This window comes from Psychrobacter sp. H25, from assembly GCF_059076335.1.
Genome location: NZ_JCACRV010000001.1, coordinates 2,845,531 through 2,867,440, shown reverse-complemented (window position 1 = coordinate 2,867,440; position 21,910 = coordinate 2,845,531). Strand labels below are relative to the sequence as shown.

The 21,910-nt window shown below is 45.9% G+C and carries 21 protein-coding genes; 15 read left to right on the top strand and 6 right to left on the bottom strand.

Features of this window, described 5'->3' with window-relative positions:
- Nucleotides 1-9: 9 nt before the first annotated feature.
- Nucleotides 10-2,082: a TonB-dependent receptor domain-containing protein gene (locus AC5JPO_RS11785; protein ID WP_443525920.1), complete on the bottom strand. Its 2,073-nt coding sequence runs from the start codon at nt 2,080-2,082 to the stop codon at nt 10-12.
- Nucleotides 2,083-2,635: 553 nt separating this feature from the next.
- Here AC5JPO_RS11785 and AC5JPO_RS11780 point away from each other — a divergent pair.
- The 5 genes from AC5JPO_RS11780 to AC5JPO_RS11760 all read left to right on the top strand — a co-directional run bounded on the left by AC5JPO_RS11780 (nt 2,636) and on the right by AC5JPO_RS11760 (nt 7,046).
- Complete coding sequence (locus AC5JPO_RS11780; protein ID WP_443525918.1) at nt 2,636-2,911, top strand: Trp family transcriptional regulator; 276 nt, start codon at nt 2,636-2,638, stop codon at nt 2,909-2,911.
- Between the two features lie 103 nt (nt 2,912-3,014).
- The gene (locus tag AC5JPO_RS11775; RefSeq protein WP_443525917.1) at nt 3,015-4,433 is read left to right on the top strand and encodes an anthranilate synthase component I family protein; all 1,419 of its coding nucleotides are present in this window, start codon (nt 3,015-3,017) and stop codon (nt 4,431-4,433) included.
- 71 nt (nt 4,434-4,504) lie between these two features.
- The gene (locus tag AC5JPO_RS11770; protein ID WP_443525915.1) at nt 4,505-5,152 is read left to right on the top strand and encodes an anthranilate synthase component II; all 648 of its coding nucleotides are present in this window, start codon (nt 4,505-4,507) and stop codon (nt 5,150-5,152) included.
- A gap of 75 nt (nt 5,153-5,227) precedes the next feature.
- On the top strand, nt 5,228-5,737 hold the full coding sequence (locus AC5JPO_RS11765; RefSeq protein WP_443525913.1) for a hypothetical protein: 510 nt from the start codon (nt 5,228-5,230) through the stop codon (nt 5,735-5,737).
- A 352-nt stretch (nt 5,738-6,089) separates the two neighbouring features.
- Entirely contained in the window at nt 6,090-7,046 is a 957-nt protein-coding gene (locus tag AC5JPO_RS11760) for a DMT family transporter (protein ID WP_443525911.1), read from the top strand.
- Nucleotides 7,047-7,246: 200 nt separating this feature from the next.
- Here AC5JPO_RS11760 and AC5JPO_RS11755 read toward each other — a convergent pair whose 3' ends face one another.
- The 4 genes from AC5JPO_RS11755 to AC5JPO_RS11740 form a co-directional block, all read right to left on the bottom strand.
- The gene (locus AC5JPO_RS11755) at nt 7,247-7,993 is read right to left on the bottom strand and encodes an amino acid ABC transporter ATP-binding protein (RefSeq protein ID WP_443525910.1); all 747 of its coding nucleotides are present in this window, start codon (nt 7,991-7,993) and stop codon (nt 7,247-7,249) included.
- A gap of 69 nt (nt 7,994-8,062) precedes the next feature.
- Nucleotides 8,063-8,800: an amino acid ABC transporter permease gene (locus tag AC5JPO_RS11750; RefSeq protein WP_319051306.1), complete on the bottom strand. Its 738-nt coding sequence runs from the start codon at nt 8,798-8,800 to the stop codon at nt 8,063-8,065.
- Complete coding sequence (locus AC5JPO_RS11745; RefSeq protein ID WP_443525907.1) at nt 8,800-9,636, bottom strand: amino acid ABC transporter substrate-binding protein; 837 nt, start codon at nt 9,634-9,636, stop codon at nt 8,800-8,802. Before AC5JPO_RS11745 ends, AC5JPO_RS11750 begins: the two co-directional genes overlap by 1 nt.
- A gap of 287 nt (nt 9,637-9,923) precedes the next feature.
- A complete protein-coding gene (locus tag AC5JPO_RS11740; protein ID WP_443525906.1) occupies nt 9,924-10,709 on the bottom strand; it encodes a UTRA domain-containing protein in 786 nt (261 codons plus the stop codon).
- A gap of 305 nt (nt 10,710-11,014) precedes the next feature.
- Here AC5JPO_RS11740 and hutU point away from each other — a divergent pair, with 305 nt between their 5' ends.
- The 10 genes from hutU to AC5JPO_RS11690 all read left to right on the top strand — a co-directional run bounded on the left by hutU (nt 11,015) and on the right by AC5JPO_RS11690 (nt 21,302).
- A complete protein-coding gene (gene hutU / locus AC5JPO_RS11735; RefSeq protein ID WP_443525904.1) occupies nt 11,015-12,727 on the top strand; it encodes a urocanate hydratase in 1,713 nt (570 codons plus the stop codon).
- Nucleotides 12,728-12,790: 63 nt separating this feature from the next.
- Nucleotides 12,791-14,353 carry a histidine ammonia-lyase gene (hutH, locus tag AC5JPO_RS11730; RefSeq protein ID WP_443525902.1) on the top strand — a complete coding sequence of 521 codons (1,563 nt, stop codon included), beginning with the start codon at nt 12,791-12,793 and terminating at the stop codon, nt 14,351-14,353.
- A gap of 27 nt (nt 14,354-14,380) precedes the next feature.
- Entirely contained in the window at nt 14,381-15,421 is a 1,041-nt protein-coding gene (gene hutG / locus AC5JPO_RS11725; protein ID WP_443525900.1) for a formimidoylglutamase, read from the top strand.
- 58 nt (nt 15,422-15,479) lie between these two features.
- The gene (gene hutI, locus AC5JPO_RS11720; RefSeq protein ID WP_443525899.1) at nt 15,480-16,793 is read left to right on the top strand and encodes an imidazolonepropionase; all 1,314 of its coding nucleotides are present in this window, start codon (nt 15,480-15,482) and stop codon (nt 16,791-16,793) included.
- Nucleotides 16,794-17,036: 243 nt separating this feature from the next.
- Nucleotides 17,037-17,399 (top strand): roadblock/LC7 domain-containing protein, encoded by a 363-nt coding sequence (locus tag AC5JPO_RS11715; RefSeq protein ID WP_040641606.1) that lies wholly within the window; start codon nt 17,037-17,039, stop codon nt 17,397-17,399.
- 189 nt (nt 17,400-17,588) lie between these two features.
- A complete protein-coding gene (locus tag AC5JPO_RS11710) occupies nt 17,589-18,083 on the top strand; it encodes a PAS domain-containing protein (protein WP_443525897.1) in 495 nt (164 codons plus the stop codon).
- Nucleotides 18,084-18,086: 3 nt separating this feature from the next.
- The gene (locus AC5JPO_RS11705; protein WP_443525895.1) at nt 18,087-18,836 is read left to right on the top strand and encodes a PhnD/SsuA/transferrin family substrate-binding protein; all 750 of its coding nucleotides are present in this window, start codon (nt 18,087-18,089) and stop codon (nt 18,834-18,836) included.
- A gap of 99 nt (nt 18,837-18,935) precedes the next feature.
- The gene (locus AC5JPO_RS11700) at nt 18,936-19,565 is read left to right on the top strand and encodes a hypothetical protein (protein WP_443525893.1); all 630 of its coding nucleotides are present in this window, start codon (nt 18,936-18,938) and stop codon (nt 19,563-19,565) included.
- Nucleotides 19,566-19,627: 62 nt separating this feature from the next.
- Entirely contained in the window at nt 19,628-20,242 is a 615-nt protein-coding gene (locus AC5JPO_RS11695; RefSeq protein ID WP_443525891.1) for a hypothetical protein, read from the top strand.
- 382 nt (nt 20,243-20,624) lie between these two features.
- A complete protein-coding gene (locus AC5JPO_RS11690) occupies nt 20,625-21,302 on the top strand; it encodes a class I SAM-dependent methyltransferase (protein ID WP_443525889.1) in 678 nt (225 codons plus the stop codon).
- Nucleotides 21,303-21,320: 18 nt separating this feature from the next.
- Here the strand turns inward: AC5JPO_RS11690 and AC5JPO_RS11685 are convergent, their stop codons facing one another.
- Entirely contained in the window at nt 21,321-21,881 is a 561-nt protein-coding gene (locus AC5JPO_RS11685) for a GNAT family N-acetyltransferase (RefSeq protein WP_443525888.1), read from the bottom strand.
- Nucleotides 21,882-21,910: the final 29 nt, after the last annotated feature.

The window sequence follows — 21,910 nt, the reverse complement described above, 5'->3', positions numbered from 1 at the left end:
TAAGTGAGATTAGAACTGATACGTTAATGAGGTTTTGATGTTGCGTCCCATCTCAAAGTCAGTATAGTCATCATCTATAGAGTTACGTGATGCATGGCTGGCATAGGTCTCATCAAAGATATTGTATACCCCAAGCGTGGCTTTTAAGCCTTCAACTTGAGTTGGTGTATAGCTCATAAAGATATCATGCACGTCATAGTTTGGTTTTTCGTTGTCATCGCCCGCGGTGTTCGGCGTCACTGAGGCGACGTAAGTGCTGCGCCAGCCAAGCTCAGTAGTCTCAGTTGGTGCATAGCCAAGGTTGACCATATACTTGTCACCAGACTCAGAGCCACTACCACTCACTGAAGTGATGTTGTAACCAGTCTCCTCGCCCTTGCTGCGTGCACGCGCATAGCTTAGACCCATATTGAAGTTATCTACTCTATAATCCGCTGATAGCTCCACGCCCTTTATTTTGAAATCTTCGTCGTTATTAATAACCCCTTGGCAACTGCCGTTTAATTGTCCAGTCGCACAATCTAAGCCAACTCGTCCATTACCAGCGCGTACAAACTCGATGTAGTTTTCGATATTGGTTTCAAAGTACTTACCACTTAATTTTAGCGAATCATTGGCTGTCGTTAGACCACGCAAAGTCGTTGCGATACCGACTTCGGCATTGTCGCCTTCTTCTGCTTTTAGATCATCATTGACATAGGTGCCAGCGCCATCAGTATTGAAGATCGTTTGGCTCAGATCTGGACCGTTAAATAACTGGGTATAGCTTGCAAATAGCTGGGTGCGCGGTGCGATCTCATAGCTAGCAGCCAATGCGCCAACGACATTGTCATAAGTCTTGCCTGCCGATACAAACTCAGGAGACTCGTAGCGGTCGTAACGGACACCTGGCGTTAAGCTAAGTTTGCCGATTTGCCATTGGTCTTCTAGGTATACCGATGTGTTGGTTGCTTCATCGGTACTAGCATCTGCAAAGTCTCGTGACATCTCAGATTCTTTTTTGTAATGCTCAACACCTGCAATTAGCTTATGAGTGCCTTTGATACCATCAATGATGCTGCTATCGACAATACTGGTGTTTTGTACTTTCCCGCCAGTGGTTTTGACCTCTGCATCAAACTCGAACCCAGGCTCACCATCAGAGTTACGTAAGATCTGCGTGCTGGTCTGATAGACATTAGTGTCTATATCAACCAATTGATTGGCAGGGTTATAATTATGATCGAGCGCGTAAGTGTCGCGTTTTACTTCTTGCGGCAGGATTGGGTTCCAACCGCCAGCAGGGAAATCTGGACGTAATGGAAATAGCCCTTTGTTTTCGGTACGGCTAAAGCTAGCGCCCACATGATGATCTTGGCCAACATATGCGCCTGCTTTTAGAAGGATGTTTTCGCCTTCACTGTCTTCGGTTTGGATTTTGCGGCCGCTACCATCTTCGCCAGCATTGGCATCACGCTTGCCATAATAAGCAAGTAAGTCGATGTTTTCTGTTGGAGCGCCATAAACGGTCGCTGAGGTCAACAGCTCATCGTTATTGCTGCCATATCCTGCGTGGATTTTGGCGCCTACTGTTTGACCAGGCTTGAGTAGATCTGCTGCATCGACGGTTTCAAAAGCAACCGCGCCGCCGATGGCATCGTTGCCAAGCGTTACTGAGTTATTACCTACTGACACTTCTGCTTGCTTGAGCAAGTCTGGATCGATAGTGACATCGCCCATATGGTAGAACAGCGCACCCTCTTGACGGGCACCATCGATAGTGACTTTTAGGTTGGTATCATCAAGACCACGCACACGTATGCGCTGATTGACCGATGAGGTACCGCCTACATCTACTCCTGGTACCACATCTAAAAAATCACTCAAATGACTTGCTTGAGCAGCTGGTGTGTAGTCATCTATATAGACAGAGTCCTCTTGCACACTATCACGTACTGAGCTATTGGCCGTTACGGTAATAGTCTGTAGTGTGGTATTTGGCATATCATCTGCCGTAGCGGCGTTGGCCGCTTGTGTCCACAATACCGCTGCCACGCCTACAGATAGCACAGTCAATGGGCTAGATAACTTTACTTCACGCATAACACACTCACTTTATTTTACTATTAGAATTTTTAAGCCGTCGATAAACGGTCTCTTATAAAACTGCTCTTGGGGGGTATATAAACTTGCATATATTTAAGCTAATACGCGAATAACATCATTAATGTTAATGATAATGATTAGCATTTAATTATTGAGGGGCATAATAACGAAGTATTAACAATTTGGCAATAATTAATGTGCAGAATTTACATGAATGACATTGGGCAAGGATAAACCTAAGATGGGAGGTTTCTATATCGGTTAGCACAGCGGTATCAACAGCTCGATTCACTATTCAATTCTATGCTTACTCATACTCACTTGGCTTTGATTGTTCAGCCTTCATTGCTTGGTTCTGATGACATTTGACAACGAGGAACAGCTCCGGACTGTATTGATGAATGACAGATTATATCGATGATATGATAGCAAGTTACCTAGCACTTGTTTTTCTTGTACTACTGTACTAGAATGCTGAAACAAGGCAGTTCTTTGCAGAATAGCTGCTTGACGAGCGCGCTGTCTCCTTTTTTGTTTAAGACTATTTACTATGACTACCGATCCTTATCAGAGCTTACTAACTCATTTGACAAACTGTACTGATAGCAAAGACATCGATAAGCTATTAAGTGCACTACTGACAAATAAAGAGCAACACGATATTGCCAATCGTATTCGTATTTTTGACTTGCTTGAGCAAGGCGTTACACAACGTGAGATCTCTGAGCAACTGGGCGTTGGTATTGCCACGGTCTCTCGCGGTGCTAGAGCCATGCAAAGCCATGATGTAAGCGCGTTACTTGCTACTCATAGAGCGCGCTCCTAAGCCACTACCTAGCGCATTTACTACTCTTTTACTAATTACCTTCTTAATAACTACTTTATTAATTGCCTAATCGACACCTATTTGATGAATTTCGGACTTTGTTATGACTTCTAGTACACTTGCACAAACCCAGCCTGCACCTATCGATATCCCTAGCAAACCAAAGCGCATTAAGCTCACACAGGATATTGACTTTTTTGCGTTATTTAAACGTATCGAGAGCGCGTTTGACACTTGTTATTTGCTCGAATCGTTGGGTGAAGACAGCCATATTTCACGCCATCATGCGATCGGCTTCAACCCTGTGACTACCATCGCAGCGTTAGACCGCCATACGCTTGCTATCACGGATAATAAAACAGCGACCACCACCAAGTATCAAACTGACAATCCTTATGAGCTGCTTCGCGCCATCACGCCGCAACATGTTATTGCCCGTGATCAGAGCGGCGGACTTGTCGGTTATTTGGGTTATGACTGTGTGAACTTTTTTGAGCCGAGTCTGACGGCAAAAGCCAGTGAAGACTTTGAGCCGTTTAAGTTTGGTGTGTATCTAGATGGATTGACGCTTGATAAGATGACAGGCGAGATTTTCTACTTTTATTATCCCACTGCACAGCAAAACAACCGTATCGAGCAGATCAAAGCGCTACTCGATGACCCAATTCCAAGTTATGAAGCGCCTACCGTTGAGTTCTTGGGCGATGGTATGAGCCAAGCAGAACATGCCAACGTCGTCATGCAAGTCAAAGAAGACATCATCTCTGGCCGTATCTTTCAGTGTGAAGTTGGGTTCAAATCCAAATATCGTATCGCTGGTGACAAGATGCCTATCTACGAAAAACTGCGTGCGGTCAATCCATCACCGCACATGTATTTTATGAAATTTACGCAGCAGTGCATCATTGGCGCGTCGCCTGAGCTGCTGTTCCGCTTACGTCAAGGCGAGATGGAAACCTATCCACTAGCAGGGACAGCTAAACGCGGCGTCGATGTAATAGAAGACCGTAAGCTTGCCCGCGCCCTACTCAACGATGACAAAGAAATCGCCGAGCACAATATGCTTGTCGATTTGCACCGTAATGATATCGGCCGTGTGGCGCGATTTGGTACGGTAAAAGTCCGTAGTCTCATGGATATCAAACGCTTCTCGCACGTACAGCATATCTCCTCTGAGATCGTTGGTATCTTGCATCCTGACGAAGATATGTTTAGCGCGCTTGCCAGCAATTTCCCTGCGGGCACACTATCAGGCGCACCTAAGGTAGAAGCCATCAAAGTCATCAATGAGCTAGAGCCAGATGGACGCGGTGCTTATGGCGGTGCGCTAGGATCATTCAACTTCAATGGCGATTGTATCTTTGCCATTCCTATTCGCAGTCTATTTATCAGCGGCGAGTCAGCCTACGCGCAGACATGCGGTGGCAATGTCTATGACTCAAATCCAGCCGATGAGTATCTAGAGATTCAGCGCAAACTGTCTGCGATGAAAGTCGTGTTAGACAGCTTTATGCAGCCGTAATCTTATCAAGCGTCATTCGCAAGTTGGCCCTATTTTACCCAGCTATATTTTTATAAAAGAGTTTATGTCCCATGAATGTTTTAATTATCGATAACTACGACTCGTTTACCTTTAATCTCTATCAGTATGTCGGCGAGATTTTGCAAACTTTGGACGGCAGCAATGAAGCCAAAGTCACTGTCAAACGTAATAACGAGATTACCCTAGCTGACGTACAAGCCATGAATTTAGATAGAATCATTATCTCACCCGGCCCTGGTTCGCCTGATGATCCAGCGTATTTTGGCATCTGTGCGGAAGTTATTGAGACATTGGGCAAGACAGTACCACTACTAGGCGTCTGCTTGGGTATGCAAGGCATTGCTCATGTATTCGGCGGTGATGTGATACGCGCCAGTGTGCCGATGCACGGCAAAGTATCCTCTATTCGTCATGATGGTACAGGTATCTATCAAGGCTTGCCGCAAGAGCTTGAAATCATGCGCTATCACTCACTGGTGGTAAAAGCAGACACCATTCCAGATTGTCTGACCATTACCTCAATCGTCGCCAATGATGAACGTGCGGAATTGAGCTTTGACGAGTCTGCGCTGACGGGCGATGAGATTATGGGACTGGCGCACAAAGACTATCCAATACAAGGCGTTCAATTCCACCCTGAATCCTTTGCCACTGAAGGGGCTAAGCGGTTGCTGAGTAACTTTTTATTGCAGGTGTAGACCGATATATCTATTGCTAGGTCTGTCTCAAGCCTAAATAAATACTGCTTATTATTCAGACGTATTGTGTTGCTCTTGAGCCTAGCTTTAGTGACTGCTGTCAGCTCGGCAGTAACGCCAGTACAAGCAAACTTCATCTTGGGTATGGATATCCAAGGTCAACGTCTAAATCTATATAAAGGCTGCAAAGAAAGGAATGTGACCTGTAGTGATATGCTACTGGTCGCGCCAGATCTGGGACGATTACTACAGACAAAGCAACTAGGGGAAAAGCTCGATGGCGCACCCTACTCGGTCAATCTGTCTCCTGCTAAAACCAAATATAGCTTATGTAACGATGGTATTACACCTTGCCAATTTCAGGATTATCGTTTTGAAGAAGAAGATCTCAACGGGTTTATAGATCCATCAAATCATGAGCTGTATTTATCCAGCAACTGGACGACAGATAACGATACTTTTACCTGCACAGAAAATACCACTTATTTACCATTGGTTTCGCAAACGGCGTTAATTGACGATAGCTACAACATATCAGATCAAACACTAAACAGCAGCTATGGCGTTGCACAGCGGGAGGCTTAACGTTTTTGTGATAAACAAACCTCAGCTGACCTCAAAAAAGAGTAGATTCAATGGATAAAGCCGCGAACAAAAAATTGCGGTGCTGATGCTAATCATTTGCCAAGGACTCAAGCCGAAAAAGTGTGCTTTATTCAGCAAAACACCCTACGGGTTCAAGCGTGGTTTTTGTGAATTGATTAAATGTAGCATGCCCCAGTAGCGACTGACTATCTTTTAGTGATAGACTGAGAGAACCAACAAAAGACAGCCTTTAATCAGGTTGTCTTTTCTTATTTCAGTATTGCTCAGAGCGTTTAAATCACTGGTAATCTGACAAAACTTTGTGTCATTTAGATCGTAAGAAGACAACAGTATGGCAAACATCGACAGCGGAACGACGATACAATACTCGCATCAGTCATGGATAGGCACTATTCAAATCATTACCGCAGCAATTTGCTGGGGCACGCTTGGTATATTTTCAACCTATCTTAATCAAATAGGCTTTAGTGGGTGGCAGGTGACGATATTACGTATCGTGACGGCGGCATTTATTATCTTGGCTATGCTACCAAAACTATGGCCAGCCATAATCAAACTACAACCCAAGCAATGGTTTGGACTCGCAATGCAGTCTTTGATCGGTGTGCTGGGTATGTCGGTGTGCTATTTTTTTGCCGTCATCTATGTCGGAGCAGGTCCTGCGGTGGCCCTACTATATACTGCGCCCGTTTTTAGCTTGTTGTTTTCGAGGTTCTTACTGAGTGAGTCGATTACTCGCAAATCTCTCGCGCTGGCATTCATGGCGGTATTTGGCGTTGGTTTGACGATGCTAGGCGAGCAGGCACAAGTCAATTGGGGTATTTTACTCGGCTTGGCAGCAGGTATGTGCTATTCCTTATATGGGGTATTAGGCAAGCGGGCGATGCATTACGCTCACCCTGCTCCTTTGGTGTTTTTTACCTCTATCGTCATTAGTGCTGGCGGATTGCTACTCCTACCTGAGACTTATCGTACTTATGGGCAGCTGTTAGATCTTCCTGTAATGACTTGGGGTTATGTCCTAGGGCTGTCTCTATTAGGTACTGTAGTCCCGTTTGGGCTATATATGAAAGCGTTAGAAAAACTGCCTGCCACGCGTGCATCAGTCTTTACTATTTTTGAGCCATTGACAGCGATTGCACTTGCAGTACTGTTATTGCAGCAGTCTTTATCTTGGATTCAATACTTAGGTGTCGGACTTATCTTGCTAGCAGCGTTATTGAACGCGGTGCTAAACGGTACTGCCACCCGCGTACCTCGCTGGCTAAAACAACGGCAAAAGGTATAACGCCATTGCCTAATGTTTAAAACATATACTCGTTAAGATACGTGCTAACTAAAATACATTTTGGTTATGTCGATAAAAAAGCCCCAACCATGACTGCATGATTGGGGCTTTTTAGTTTATCGTTTTCTGCTTTAGCAACTGACTTAATAACACAGACTGTAAGCGCTAAAAATACGGTAGACAGTTCGAGTGATTCGATTCTACTTCTGATCAATACGCTGTAAAAATGCCTGCGTACGCGGATGCTTGGAGTCTTCAAATAACTGCTTGGCACTGCCCTCTTCGACGACTACACCGCCTTCAATTAACACCACATGATCAGCAACGTCACGAGCAAAGTTAATTTCATGAGTCACCACGACCATCGTCCAGCCCTCAGACGCGAGCTGCTTCATGGTTTCAAGGACATCTTGTACCAGTTCAGGATCAAGCGCAGAGGTTGGCTCATCAAACAATAGTAACGACGGCTCAATCGCCAGCGCACGGGCGATGCCAATACGCTGCTGTTGACCACCGGATAGCTGAAATGGATATAGATCGGCTTTGTCCGATAGCCCTACCTTATCGAGCAGTACCAATGCCTGCTCGCGTGCTTGCGCTTTGCTTTGTCCTTGTACCACCGTAGGACCAAGCATCAGATTCTCAATAGCTGTCTTATGCGGAAACAAATTATAAGACTGAAAGACCATGCCAGATTTGCGCTGTAACGCTAGCAGCTTTTTTTTGTTTGGTTTGGTCGCAAAGTCAACGCTTAAGCTGTCATCATCAAACGCAATCACGCCTTTGTCAGGAATTTCTAGCGCATTAAGGCAGCGCAAAAACGTGGTTTTGCCCGATCCTGAAGGCCCTAATATAACAACCACTTTGCCTTTATTGATAGTCAAATCAATGCCTCTGAGCACCTGATTGCTACCAAAGGTTTTATGGATATTAGTGACTTTGATCATAAAAATTCCTGTTGGGCTGGTCTATATTTGCGAGTATCTATTGAGCCATGATTTGTTTTGCCGCATGACTTATTTTGCCACGTAGCGATCAAGGCGGGTTTCAAGCTTGCCTTGGATAAAGGTCAAGAACAGACAAATACCCCAATAAATAACCGCCGCTTCTGTGTACACCAGCATAAACTCGTAGTTACGAGCGGTAATGATTTGTGCTTGTTTAAATAGCTCAGTGACCAACACCAGTGACGCAAGTGAGGTATCTTTTACCAAACTGATAAAGGTATTGGATAATGGTGGTACCGACACGCGTAGGGCTTGCGGTAAGATTACATGACGAAACGTTTGCAAGTACGTCAAACCAACGGTAGAACCTGCTTCCCACTGCCCCTTTGGAATCGATAAAATCGAAGCTCGTACCGTCTCTGAGGCGTATGCGCCAATATTTAGAGAGAACGCAATAATCGCTGAGGGAAACGGATCGAGCTTGACACCGACACTAGGCAGACCATAAAAGATAATAAATAGCTGCACCAGCATCGGCGTACCGCGAATCGCAGACACATAGATACGCGCCAAGCGATAGACGATCTCATGAAACCAACCAGCACGCGGTACAATACGAATCAAAGCGACCGTCAGAGCAATCGCCATACCAATCGCAAACGAGATCAACGCCAGTGGTATCGAATAATAAATACCACCTTTGAGCATTGGCCAAAATGATGAGATGACAATCTGCGCCCGATCAGGACTCATAAATGGCAATAGCGCCAGTAGTTCAGCGAGCACAGCGGTGATAGACGCTAACATTATTTTTGTTGACTTACATCAGCACCAAAGAACTCTTCGCTAAGCTTGGTGAGGGTGCCATCAGCGGCAAGCGCTGCCATTGCTTCATCCAGTTTTGCCACGACTTCATCATCGCCTTTGATGAGTACTAGACCTGAGCCTGTTTGCTCACTAGCAGGTGCGGTCAGTTTGATCTCGAGATCAGAGTCTGGGAATTTTTTGAGATAATCGAGTACGGCAAGATTGTCGTTCATCGTAAAGTCAGCACGGTCTTGCTTAACCAATTGAATCGCTTGCGCCATACCATCGACAGGGACGATTTCTGCGCCATATTTTTCTGCCAGCTCGCCATAGTTACTGCTCAGTGATTGGGCGGTACGTAGGCCTTTTAGATTGTCCCAAGAGCTGTAACGATTGTCATCCGTTGGTGCTAGTGCAACCGCACCTGACCAGCTATAAGCCATAGACTTATCATATTTAGCCAGACGTTCAGGAGTCGTTAAGCTCACTTGGTTAGCAACCATATCGAAGCGTTTTGAGTCCAAACCTGCCAGCATGGCATCCCACTGGGTCTCTTTGAACTCGACCTCTACGCCCAGCTTATCCGCAACGGCACGCGTCACTTCGACGTCATAACCTGTCAGCTTGCCACTCTCATCATGATAGGTGAACGGAGGATACGTACCCTCTGTACCGACGTTGATGGTGCCGCCTTCATTGATACGTTGCAGCAAATCAGAACCGCCTGTCGCTGCACTGTCAGTTGCGGTAGTATCGGCTTCATTGGTAGATGACTGACCACAAGCGGCAAGGAATATAGTACTAGCGGCAAGGGCTAAAAGAGTACGACGTTTCATAAGACGTCCTTATAAGAATGAATAGAGTGAATATCAACAAATAGGAAAAAGCCGATACACAAGGACAGTACGATAGCTGCTCTATAATATTCGGCTTTGGCTGCTCGATTTGAGGTTACTCAGCATATTTTTCAATGCTGTTTGAATATTATTTTTCAAAAGTATGGATGTATAATTGCGGCTACATAAGAAGCCATGACGACTCAATAAATAACAACTTATGGATATAGTAGCTCATTTTGGATAGCACAAACGTACAAAATCAGTGAGTATACGTAAGACAGTCACTATAACCTACCTGAGAACTGGTAACGATCGCCAGCATGCCACATTTTGACAAAGGTCACTACTTGACCTGCTGAGTAAGTTTGCCTACGTAGTACTAGAGTTGGGGATTGCGGGGTAATCTGCAGAGCGTCTGCCACCTCGTTTGGCGCGGCAAGGGCACGGATGGTATAGCTGCCACTCTCTAGCGGTATTTTTTCAACCAGATAATCACTAGTATTGACGACCGTAAAGTCCTGCTCGATGAACTCTGGTGCCCTGTTGGCGTCAACCCAGCGCTCTTCAAACTGTATAGGCTGACCATCTGCGAAATGGATGATCTTTACCTCATAAAGAATAGGCGCATCGCCCAAGCTGTCTATACCAAGGTTACTACCCGTTTCATTTGCATCAGCGCTTGGACTAACAGGCGCTGCTACTTCATCAATACCGAATTTGCGACGTAATTTATCACCAATCATAGCAGCAGTCATCGCACGCTTGCTCACGACTTTGGCTTCATAGTCACGATTGGCTGATTTGAGGTCCTCTGCGATATTACGCACTTCTACAAAGGTATGGTTAAACTGCTGCTGCGCGACAAACGTACCTGAACCTTGACGGCGTTCCAATACCCGCTCCTCGCTCAGCTCTTTGAGCGCGCGATTGACCGTCATCCGTGATACGCCAAACTCTTCAGCCAATGCCATTTCAGTAGAAATCGCCTTACCTGCCTGCCATTTACCAGAATGAATATTGTCTAATATGGCATTTTTTATACGTTGATATGCTGGAGTTGTCTTCGTCATGTTCGTCTTTAACCGTCAATTCTGCTCACAATAATGACAGCATAATATCATGAGACCACTGTGCAAACCTCAGCCAAAATGCCTGAGCAGTAAGCAATTTGCTAAATCAATAACAAAAATAATGAGTAGGCAAATAAAAAATCCTTGCATGAAAAAATAATCTTTGATAATTTGTATATACAAATATACAGCAGCGCTTAAAATATTAATTGAGCTACTCGATATTTCGATGAATTTATAGGCTGCTTGTCAAACACTGACTATGACTACTCTATTGCCCTATTTGTTATTACAAGGATATGACCATGACTACCGATAATGGAACCAACAATAAGCTAACTCGCCGTGATGAGTCTCGTGATATCGCTGCGCCTACTGGTAGCACACTACATTGCAAAAGCTGGCTGACCGAAGCGCCTTATCGCATGCTGCAAAACAACCTACATCCTGATGTCGCTGAAAACCCAAAAAGTCTGGTCGTCTACGGTGGTATCGGACGCGCTGCCCGTAATTGGGAAAGCTATGATCAAATCTTAGAGTCACTAAAAGAATTAGAAGATGATGAGACGTTGTTGGTGCAATCTGGTAAGCCTGTAGGTGTGTTTCAGACGCATGAAAATGCACCACGCGTGTTGATTGCCAACTCTAACCTTGTGCCGTGCTGGGCGACATGGGAGCACTTCAATGAGCTCGATCGCAAAGACTTATTTATGTACGGTCAGATGACGGCAGGTAGCTGGATTTATATCGGTACGCAAGGCATCGTACAAGGCACATATGAGACTTTTGTGGAAGCCGGTCGTCAGCATTATGACGGTAGCTGGGCAGGTCGTTGGATTTTGACCGCCGGTCTTGGCGGTATGGGCGGCGCACAGCCACTAGCCGCGACTTTTGCAGGTGCAACATCACTGAATATCGAGTGTCAGCAGTCTAGTATCGATTTTCGCTTGCGTACGGGTTATGTCGATAAGCAAGCAGACGATCTTGACCATGCTTATGAGTTAATCAAACAACATACGGACGCAGGCGAAGCGGTTTCAATCGCCCTACTTGGTAACGCCGCAGATATCTTACCTGAAATGGTTAAACGCGCTAACGCTGGCGGCATGAAGCCTGATCTGGTCACCGATCAAACCTCGGCGCATGATTTGATCAATGGTTATCTACCAAGTGGCTGGACAGTAGAGGAATGGAGGTCCGCGCAAGAGGATCCAGAGCAACACGCAGCACTGACTAAAGCAGCCGCTCAGTCTTGTGCCGTACACGTCCAAGCAATTTTAGATCTGCAATCGATGGATATTCCAGCGACCGATTACGGCAATAATATCCGTCAGGTAGCTTTTGATGAAGGGGTGAAAGATGCCTTTAACTTCCCAGGTTTTGTCCCCGCCTATATTCGTCCGCTATTTTGCCAAGGTAAAGGCCCTTTCCGCTGGGTAGCATTATCAGGTGATCCAGAAGATATCTATAAGACTGATCAAAAAATCAAAGAGCTGTTCCCTGAAAACACCCACGTCCATCGTTGGTTAGATATGGCAAAAGAGCGCATTCAGTTCCAAGGCTTGCCTGCTCGTATCTGCTGGTTAGGTCTGGGTGAGCGTGACAAGGCAGGTTTGGCATTTAATGAAATGGTCAAAAACGGTGAACTAAAAGGCCCTATCGTCATTGGTCGTGATCACTTGGATACAGGCTCTGTCGCCAGTCCAAACCGCGAAACCGAAAGCATGAAAGATGGCTCAGACGCGGTATCTGATTGGGCACTCCTAAACGGTATGCTCAATGTGGCAGGCGGCGCGACGTGGGTCTCATTGCATCATGGTGGAGGTGTCGGCATGGGCTACTCACAGCACTCAGGTATGGTCATCGTCGCAGACGGTACGGATGCGGCTGCCAAACGCTTGTCACGAGTGCTCGTTAATGACTGCGGCTCAGGGGTTATGCGTCATGCTGATGCAGGTTATGAGCTGGCGATTAAGACCGCAAAAGATTATGGTCTAAACTTGCCAATGATTAGATAATAAGCATCGCCTTAACACCATAAAAATAATTAACTATACGACTATGCAACTAGGATTACCCTTATGAGCAACATCAAACAATTGACCCTACATCCACGCCAGCTTAGCTTTGAGATGCTACGTGAAATCTATGATCAGCCCGTGGTATTGAGCTTGCCTGAGAGCGCTTATGAGGCGATTGATGCCTCGCACGAAGATGTGCGCACGATCATTGCCCGTGATAAAAGCGCTTATGGCATCAATACTGGTTTTGGCTTACTTGCCAAGACACGTATCAGTGATGACCAGCTTGAGCTGCTACAGCGTAACCTGATCATTTCTCATTCGGTAGGTACTGGTGACGCGCTACCAGACGGTGTGGTACGACTGATTATGGTGATGAAGGTTGCTAGCCTAGCACAAGGCGTTTCTGGTGTACGCCGCGAGGTGGTTGATAGCTTACTTGGTTTGATCAACAATCAAATCACGCCAAACATTCCCGCCAAAGGATCGGTTGGTGCATCTGGTGACTTGGCGCCATTATCACACATGACACTTGCAATGATGGGCGAAGGTGATGTCTTTGTTGACGGTAAAAAAGTGCCAGCTGCTGATGCTCTAGCCCAGCATGGACTAAAGCCGATTACACTGGCAGCCAAAGAAGGCCTTGCTCTCATCAACGGTACGCAAGTATCAACCGCACTAGCATTACGTGGTTATTTCTTAGCACGGGATTTGCTTGAGACAGCGACTATCGTCGGCTCGCTATCGATTGATGCCGCCAAAGGCTCAGATTCACCATTTGATGCCCGTATTCATGAAGTACGTGGTCATCATGGTCAGATAGAGATCGCCAAAGCGCATCGTCAATTGATCAAAGGCAGTGCTATTCGTGCCTCGCACGATGGCGAACAAGATGATCGCGTACAAGACCCTTACTGCCTACGATGTCAGCCGCAGGTCATGGGTGCTTGCCTTGATATCATCAACCAAGCAGGAAAAACGCTACTCATCGAATCCAATGCGGTGACAGACAATCCGCTTATCTTTAATAGCGAAGATGGCCCGGTCGCCATATCAGGTGGTAACTTCCATGCCGAGCCAGTCGCTTTTGCCGCGGATATTTTAGCCTTCGCAATCGCTGAAATTGGCTCGATGTCTGAGCGCCGTGTGGCCTTGCTGATTGATGCAACGCTGTCAGGTGGTCTGCCGCCATTCTTGGTTAATAACGCTGGGGTCAACTCAGGTTTTATGATTGCGCATGTGACCGCCGCAGCACTGGCATCGGAAAACAAATCTATCGCCCATCCAGGCAGCGTCGATAGTATCCCAACTTCTGCCAACCAAGAAGATCATGTATCTATGGCAACATATTGTGCGCGCCGCCTATACGAGATGGCGCAAAACACGGCCACTATCATCGGTATTGAGCTATTAGCTGCTGGTCAAGGTATCGACTTCCATCGCGGACTCGAGACGTCAGAGCCGTTGACAGTGGCACATGAAAAACTGCGTGAGCAAGTGACGTTCTATGATAAAGATCGCTACCTAGCCCCTGATATCGAAGCCGCCAAACAGCTAGTACTAGACGGTACACTTGCTGAGCATTGGCAAGAACTGCGTCGCGACTGGTACGAGTCTAAGTAACCGTTAATTGGTTAAAGGAGAGCAACGATGACAGTAGCAACCACACCCATTAACCATACACCTGCTGATATGACCCAGTGGACAGGCCGTGCTGAGCCGTTTGAGACTGCGCGCGCCCGCTACTGGTATCAGCTTGCCCAGCCTTATGAGGCTCAAAATATCGGGTTGGTTGGTTTTGCATGTGACCAAGGCGTCAGACGCAATCAAGGGCGTGTGGGTGCAAGGGCCGCCCCGCCATTGATTCGTCACGCGTTCGCTGCATTGCCAGTCATTGCCGAGTTGCAACAACGCTTTGACGATCAACTACCATCCTTACTCGGTGATGCGGGTGATATTCATTGTCATGACAACGACGGCTTTGCCGAGCGTACACTTGAGCAAGCTCAGATCAAGTATGCCGATGCAGTCGGCACTATCATCAAACAAGGTGGACTACCCATCGGATTGGGCGGTGGTCATGCCATCGCTTACGGTAGCTTTTTGGGATTGTGGCAAGCGTTAAAAGAAACAAATGACACGACTGTCAGCACATCCGCAGCACCGACAATCGGAATCATTAATTTTGACGCACATCTTGATATTCGTCAGTCTGATGTGGCGACCTCTGGGACACCGTTTCGTCAAATTGCTGAGCACCTTGACGCACACGATCAGCCCTTTCACTACTGCTGTATAGGCGTCAGTCGCTTTTCTAATACCGCCGCACTTTTTGATCGTGCCGAGCAACTGGGCGTACAGGTCATTAGCGATGAAGACTGTCATTATCAGCCTTGGGATACACTTGCCGAGCAGGTCAAAAGCTTCATAGATCAGGTCGATATCTTGTATCTCACCATCGATATGGATTGTTTGCCATCTAGTGTCGTTCCAGGTGTAAGCGCACCTGCCGCCTTTGGTATTGAGCTTGGTTTTGTTGAGCGTATGGTGAAGCTGATCATGTCATCAGGCAAAGTAAAAATGGCTGATATTGCTGAGATCAACCCGACCTTTGATGTAGATAGCCGTAGCTGCAAGGTCGCTGCTCGCTTACTAGCGACTATTGTAGAGCAGCACTTACTTGTCAGCTAGCTCTTACAAAGAAAAGGACTTAACAGGTTACTCGCCTCCCAATCATTAGGAGCATACTATGAATGAATCAGAAAATTTTAACGAGCAGACGCTCGACAAATTTACTATGACATCGTTTGATCAACTCATTATTAATGCCAATATAGCGACGTTCTCGGCACAATATGGTTTTGATATTTACGAAAAAGAAGAGACTGATAGCGTCCCATATGGTCAACTACATGACGCGGCTATCGGTATTAAAGACGGCAAAATTGCTTGGCTTGGGGCACAGGAGCAAATTGCTACGCATCTGCCTCATTATCATGAGAACCAAATCACAGACGTCGATGGTAAATGGATAACGCCTGGGCTCATTGATTGTCATACGCACATTGTCTATGGCGGCAACCGCAGCAATGAGTTCGAAGCGCGTTTGCAAGGGGCCAGTTATCAAGATATTTCTGCACAAGGTGGCGGTATTGTCGCAACCGTGAGCGCCACCCGCGCGGCCAGTATTGAATCGCTATTTGCACAAAGTGAAAAGCGTTTAATCGCCCTCATTAAAGAAGGCATCACCAGTATCGAGATCAAGTCCGGTTATGGCTTAGATTTAGACACTGAACGCAAAATGCTCACGGTCGCTCGCCAGCTTGGCGAAAAGCACGGCATTCATGTGAGTACTACTTACCTTGGGGCACATGCGCTACCGCTAGAATACAAGGACCGTGCGGACGACTATATCGAGCAAGTCTGCGAGTGGTTACCGATTCTGCATGCAGAAGGCTTGGTCGATGCGGTCGATGGCTTTTGTGAAAACATTGCGTTTAGTAGCGATCAAATCAGACGCGTTTTTGAGGTCGCGCGCTCATTAGAGCTGCCCGTCAAACTACACTCTGAGCAGTTATCTGATATCGGCGGTAGCGCATTGGTTGCCGAATATAAAGGGCTATCTAGCGACCATTTAGAACACTTATCAGAAACTGACATAGCGAAGATGGCCGCTAGCAACACGGTTGCGGTGATATTACCCGGAGCGTTTTATACCTTGCGTGACACCAAGCTGCCGCCGATTGAAGCACTGCGTAAGCACCACGTACCCATGGCGATTTCGACCGATTGCAACCCCGGAACCTCACCGTTAACGTCGCTATTATTGACGATGAATATGGGCTGTACGCTATTTTACCTCACCCCTGAAGAAGTATTGGCAGGATCAACAATTTATGCAGCGCAGGCTCTAGGATTATCTAATAAAGGAAAAGTAGAGGTTGGTTGTGACGCTGATTTAGCACTATGGGACATCGCCCGCCCTGCTGATTTGGCATACCAAATGGGTCTCAACCCTCTCCAAGGCATTATGGTTCAAGGACAATGGCGCGAGACCATATAGTCAAGCTACCTTTATTTATCTCAGTTAAAAAGCCCCAGTCATTCAATGATTAGGGCTTTTTTGGTAAAAATATTAAAAATTTTATGAAATTAAAGAAAGAAATGTTCATAACCTTAATTTAAATAGGGATTTACTATATCAATATCTTTAGTAAGGATTTATAATACCCTTTTTTAAACAGGGTTATTTTTGGCTAACTATAGTTCATAAATGAAAATTAACACACAGTATAGAGAAAGCGATATGCGTACAGATTCATTTCAACAGATATTGGAAGACTTAAACAGCTCATCAGCAGATGTTGAAGCATCCGCCCTAATCTCTAACGATGGTCTAATGATTGCTTCAGCTCTACCCACTGGCGTTGACGAAGACCGTGTTGGGGCGATGTCAGCGGCACTGCTATCATTGGGCGACCGTGCAGGCCGCGAATTGGCACGCGGTAGTATCGATCGCATCATGATTCAAGGCGAAAAAGGCTATGTGATTATGACTTCATCAGGCGAAGAAGCAGTGCTCACCATCATGGCAAAACCCAATGCCAAGCTTGGCTTGATATTCTTAGACATCAAGCGTGCTTCAGAAGCCTTGGCAAAACTCATTTGATTGATGGCTTTGGCTTTTAACAAGCGCCTTATCTATTCGCTTTTTAATTATTATAAACATAGTCGGTTCAATATGATTTGAATACAAGCAAGCCGAGTGAAAGCCCTATAAGTAGTAGACTAAGCAAGGCTGACACCGTATCCAATTTATAGAGGATTGACGACATAACGACTAACGAAGGAGATGACCATGGGTTCTCCAATCCCTGATGCACACAATCCTGAACTGCCTGCTGAGCAAATCACCCTAACCTATTATGATGGCACGTCGCGGACTGTCTATGATACGGGAATAGAACGCCCTTATCCCGACGGCAAATTGATTGTCTCGCGTACCGATCTGGACGGTATCCTCACTCACGTCAACGATGCCTTTGTCGAGATTAGTGGGTATAGCGTTGCTGAGCTCATCGGTCAACCGCAATCTATCTTGCGCCACCCTGATATGCCAAAAGCCGCCTATAAAGACCTGTGGGATACCGCTGAATCTGGACAAAAATGGCATGGTTACGTCAAAAACTTATGCAAAGACGGTAGTCACTATTGGGTATATGCCACTGTCGTGCCCAATGTTCGCCGCGGCGAAACCGTTGGCTATACCTCAGTACGCCGCAAGCCATCACGCAGCAAAATCGAAGCGGCGATGTTGCAGTACGCCCAAATGAAACAAGATGAGGAAGGCTAAATCATGACGACACACAATATGTTAATCGCCCCTGATTTCTCGCCTGAGCGCTTTGCAGGCTGGCATATGTTCAATACCTTGATTCAAAAACGTGCCAACCTAAACATGCACCTAAACATCCCAGCATCACATGCTGAGCAAGAAGCATTGATTGAGGCAGGTGATATTCAAATTATCTATGCCAATCCTTTTGATGCAGCCGCCCTGATACGTGAACAAGGCTACCGCGCCATTGCGCGACCTATCGGTAAGTCTGATGAAATGGTCATTGCAGCAGCGGCCAATAGCAATATCAACTGCTTAGAAGATATCCATGCGGGTGCAACTGTCGCCATGGCAGACAACCGCGACGTCAAGCTGATTGGCTTACGTTTGCTAGAAGCTGTCGATATAGAAGAATCTGATCTCAACTGGGATGTGACTGAGACCTATCAAGCCGCCGCCCGAAAAGTGATCAAAGGCGATGCCCAAGCTGCCTTTTTCTTAGCGGAGATCTTCCATAGCTTCTCACGCTTGACCAAGACTCAGCTATCGGTACTTATCGAAAGTGACTTGGCTGATATCAGTCATGTACTCCTGATCAAAGAAGACTTTCCCGATGCGCAAATCTTCCTAGAGACCATCCTCAATTTGCATAACGATGCAGATGGTAAAGAAGCCTTGACTGAGCTTGGTATGCCTCAGGGGTTTGAGGCAATGAGCGAAGAAGATGCCGAATTTATGATTGATTTGATGCAAACGCTATTGGACTGATCGCTTATTCGCTTTATTGATATCGCACTTCGTTTTACGGAATAAGGCGGTGACTTGTTGCACTTATTGCCATCACGGCTATGATACAAGGATACTATGATGTCTGATGTAGACCTGATTAAAAAAAATGAGAAAGTGGCGCACCGAGTATTTCGACTTTACTCGCGCAAGGTGTTTTTGGCACCCAATAACCGTCACTTTCATGAGCAGCGCATCAACGCCGCCTTACTGATGACTGAAAAAGAACCGTTACAAGGCGCTGTAGCGGACTTTTTCTATGGGTGTTGGTTTGATATTCCGTACGATGTCAACAATCTCTTTACGCGTATCAAGGATCGTTTGTATCCTGATGCCCAGCAAGGGTTTCGCGATTGTATTGATAAAAAGAGCTACATTCAGCGCAACAGTATGCTTGCTACTCGCTGGAGCGTGCTAGTGTCGCCGTCGCTCAATGAGCAGAAACAGCGACTGCGTATCAGTAGCGATGATGCCAAAGAAATCGCTAAAGACATCACAAGCGAGTTGATGCAAGCACGTGCTAATCAAGACTGGGGCACCATTGAGCAAATTGAAAATGAGTTTTTTGCCCATTGTACGGCACGCAACGATCGTCTGGCATTTTCCTTAGTGTGGTTTAGCTTGGGCAAAAGTGATTGGCAGTTTGATAAGCGCTGGGATAATTGCCAACAGCATCTTGATCAAACCATTAGACCTTCTACTACACGATAGATCATCATTTGTTTATCACCTTAAATATTTTTTGTCACCCTTTCATCACTACGGTAGCCGCTATGTCTTCTTACTTAAATGCTGATAAAACCTATCTAACCCTCACGCCTGCTGGTATTTTTGAGGCGTTTTCACAAAATGAGCCGACTGACGAGCAGTTGGCGCTACAAGATTTATTGTCTTATGGGCAGACACTACTCGCTGCTGATTGGTTACAGCGTTATTCTGATATCTGGCTACAGAGCTTTATAGAGCAAGGCTGGATTGAAAAACTGTCTTTGCTTTTACCTGCACCCAACTTACCTTTAGATCAGTTTTTGCCTTATGTGGTGGCAAGCTTGTCTGGCAAACGCCGTGCAGCGATCGGCTCTGATGAAGGGTTTTGTCTGGCTCGGATTGGCTACAGTCAAGAAGAAGCGGACATGCTCAGTGTCGCCGCCGCTGACTTTTCGGGCTTTATGCTCCGCCAAAAACAGCGCGGCTGGGCAGTAGAGAGTCAAGCGATTTCGTTTTTTCAACAAGTTGATTTGCTCATTCCTGAGACAAACTTTGTGTTTTTATGGATTGATGGCGCGGGCTATGTGCTTATTATCGATGGTGAACCTTTAACCAACAGTCGCGCCTTTGTAGAGCTAGTATGGGCACTCAAGACGTCTGGACTAAAATTTCTTAGCTGATTAAATTAAAAATATCAAAGATACACTCCATATTAGATTCGTGCGCTTATATCCACTAAAGCGCACAATATTTTTCATTACTCTTTATAAATTCTCACACATCAACGCTTCTCGTCCTTTTTTCGATGCCATGCTTTAGTTGTAGCTAAGCTGATGCAGCAATAACAATACCTTCAGAATTAACAATAACTTGTCAATATTTGAGGCATACTCTTCTCACGCTTATCTTATTGCCGATTAAATTTCTGCCAGATGTCAGCTTCTACAAAATCGAGTTTTACATCATTTCCAAGATTTAAATTATCGCCTCCAACGTCCTACCTTACTGAAAGTGGCACCCTCTGCCAGGCTTTGCATTCTTGCTTCTTTTTTAGGACAGTTTATGACTTCACTGACCACCGTGCGCGTGCGCTATCAAACGATCGAAATTGGCAACACTGACATTCATGTGTGCACTTTGCGTGACAATCAACAATTTAGCGACCCTAATGATGAGGCGTTAAATTTGGGTATTTGCTCGGCGTCTTGGCCGATGTTTGGCGTCATATGGCCGTCCAGTTTGGTGCTGGCCAATCATATGCTCGATTACAATATCACGGGTAAACGGATTTTGGAGGTGGGCTGCGGCATGGCGCTATCGAGTCTACTGCTCAATCATCGCCATGCGGACATCACAGCGACCGACTATCATCCAACGGTTGAGTATTTCCTTGATAGAAATACCACGCTGAATAATAACAAAGATATCAATTTTGAGCGTTTAGACTGGGCAGAGGACAATAGCCACCTTGGCAAGTTTGATATGATTATTGGCAGTGACTTGCTCTATGAAGATCAGCACATTGATATACTGGCGGAATTTATCGAGCGCCATGCCTTACCGACCTGTGAGGTCATCGTAGTCGACCCTGGCCGTGGCCGCAAAAACAAACTGACCAACAAGATGATTGAGTATGGCTATAGTAGTCAACACATCAAACCTGAAAATACGACTTATCTAGAGTTGCCGTTCAAAGGGCATATTTTGACATTTTCAAGAGCAGCCGTATCAGATGAATAGTCAGATAAATAGAATGCGTTATGCTCTAAGGACTTGCCATTGCTGCCGCGTAATTTTGTACAGGACATGCTCAGCAAGTGGGTGCTTAGCATCAAGCATAGGATGATAAAAATCTTGCTGCATGTTAGTCATATCAAGGCGCTCCATAAGTTTTTGCGAGCGTTTATTGATAACGGCAGTAAAGGCAACGACGTCGCTAAGTTCTAATACCTCAAAAGCATAGCGCAAAGCAGCATGCGCTGCCTCTGTCGCATACCCTTGTCCCCAATACTCACTACGCAAGCGCCAAGCAATCTCAACAGCAGGAGCAAATGGCATATCAGCATGTACCTCATTTAACCCAACCATACCGATAAAGTCATCACTTTTATCTGAGCTGTCTTTGCGACTCACCGCCCAAAACCCCCATCCATTATCCTCAATCAGCGTCTGGCATTTTTTGGCGATAATGTTACTCATAGAAGTGGTTAATAATTTAGGAAAGTATTCCATTACTTCGGGATTGGCATTCATCTCAGCGAATGGCGTAAAATCACTCGCTTGCCACTGTCTAAGGTACAGTCGTTCGGTTTCTATCATGCTTGTCATTTCGGTCGCTTAATACTTAT

Coding starts and splice junctions, on each gene's coding strand:
- hutG (WP_443525900.1), top strand. CDS start 14,381: ATGACAGTAGCAACCACACCCATTAACCATACACCTGCTGATATGACC.
- AC5JPO_RS11750 (WP_319051306.1), bottom strand. CDS start 8,800: ATGTTAGCGTCTATCACCGCTGTGCTCGCTGAACTACTGGCGCTATTG.
- AC5JPO_RS11700 (WP_443525893.1), top strand. CDS start 18,936: ATGTCTGATGTAGACCTGATTAAAAAAAATGAGAAAGTGGCGCACCGA.
- AC5JPO_RS11710 (WP_443525897.1), top strand. CDS start 17,589: ATGGGTTCTCCAATCCCTGATGCACACAATCCTGAACTGCCTGCTGAG.
- hutH (WP_443525902.1), top strand. CDS start 12,791: ATGAGCAACATCAAACAATTGACCCTACATCCACGCCAGCTTAGCTTT.
- AC5JPO_RS11760 (WP_443525911.1), top strand. CDS start 6,090: ATGGCAAACATCGACAGCGGAACGACGATACAATACTCGCATCAGTCA.
- AC5JPO_RS11740 (WP_443525906.1), bottom strand. CDS start 10,709: ATGACGAAGACAACTCCAGCATATCAACGTATAAAAAATGCCATATTA.
- AC5JPO_RS11690 (WP_443525889.1), top strand. CDS start 20,625: ATGACTTCACTGACCACCGTGCGCGTGCGCTATCAAACGATCGAAATT.
- AC5JPO_RS11745 (WP_443525907.1), bottom strand. CDS start 9,636: ATGAAACGTCGTACTCTTTTAGCCCTTGCCGCTAGTACTATATTCCTT.
- AC5JPO_RS11755 (WP_443525910.1), bottom strand. CDS start 7,993: ATGATCAAAGTCACTAATATCCATAAAACCTTTGGTAGCAATCAGGTG.
- AC5JPO_RS11770 (WP_443525915.1), top strand. CDS start 4,505: ATGAATGTTTTAATTATCGATAACTACGACTCGTTTACCTTTAATCTC.
- hutI (WP_443525899.1), top strand. CDS start 15,480: ATGAATGAATCAGAAAATTTTAACGAGCAGACGCTCGACAAATTTACT.
- AC5JPO_RS11715 (WP_040641606.1), top strand. CDS start 17,037: ATGCGTACAGATTCATTTCAACAGATATTGGAAGACTTAAACAGCTCA.
- AC5JPO_RS11705 (WP_443525895.1), top strand. CDS start 18,087: ATGACGACACACAATATGTTAATCGCCCCTGATTTCTCGCCTGAGCGC.
- AC5JPO_RS11785 (WP_443525920.1), bottom strand. CDS start 2,082: ATGCGTGAAGTAAAGTTATCTAGCCCATTGACTGTGCTATCTGTAGGC.
- AC5JPO_RS11685 (WP_443525888.1), bottom strand. CDS start 21,881: ATGATAGAAACCGAACGACTGTACCTTAGACAGTGGCAAGCGAGTGAT.
- AC5JPO_RS11780 (WP_443525918.1), top strand. CDS start 2,636: ATGACTACCGATCCTTATCAGAGCTTACTAACTCATTTGACAAACTGT.
- hutU (WP_443525904.1), top strand. CDS start 11,015: ATGACTACCGATAATGGAACCAACAATAAGCTAACTCGCCGTGATGAG.
- AC5JPO_RS11695 (WP_443525891.1), top strand. CDS start 19,628: ATGTCTTCTTACTTAAATGCTGATAAAACCTATCTAACCCTCACGCCT.
- AC5JPO_RS11775 (WP_443525917.1), top strand. CDS start 3,015: ATGACTTCTAGTACACTTGCACAAACCCAGCCTGCACCTATCGATATC.